Origin of the sequence: Oceanivirga salmonicida, assembly GCF_001517915.1 — a bacterium.
GTDB classification, from domain to species: domain Bacteria; phylum Fusobacteriota; class Fusobacteriia; order Fusobacteriales; family Leptotrichiaceae; genus Oceanivirga; species Oceanivirga salmonicida.
This window is the reverse complement of sequence record NZ_LOQI01000242.1, coordinates 1-219: the sequence shown is the minus strand read 5'-3', so window position 1 is coordinate 219 and position 219 is coordinate 1. Positions and strand designations below refer to the sequence as shown.

Sequence of the window (219 nt, the reverse complement as noted above, 5' to 3'; positions counted from 1 at the left end):
TTTTTATCAGCAACTTCAAAAGCTGGAAGTATGAACGATATTATACAAAATAGAATTGATACAATAGGTATAGATAATTTTGAGTTTAGTAGCTTTCCCACTACATTTTTTGATGTATTTGGTGAAAATGGTATAAATATTAGAACTACTATTTCTGAAATGGGACCAATTATGCTTAGTCGTTTATTAAGTTTAAATGACACACAATCTGGTGTACTA

Annotated in this window: 1 protein-coding gene; it reads left to right on the top strand. The window is 28.3% G+C overall.

The genetic code is table 11. From position 1 onward, the window contains the following. Positions 1 to 219, top strand: a 219-nt coding sequence (locus AWT72_RS09120; protein ID WP_156413172.1) for a helicase HerA-like domain-containing protein, incomplete at both ends; no start/stop codon positions are given.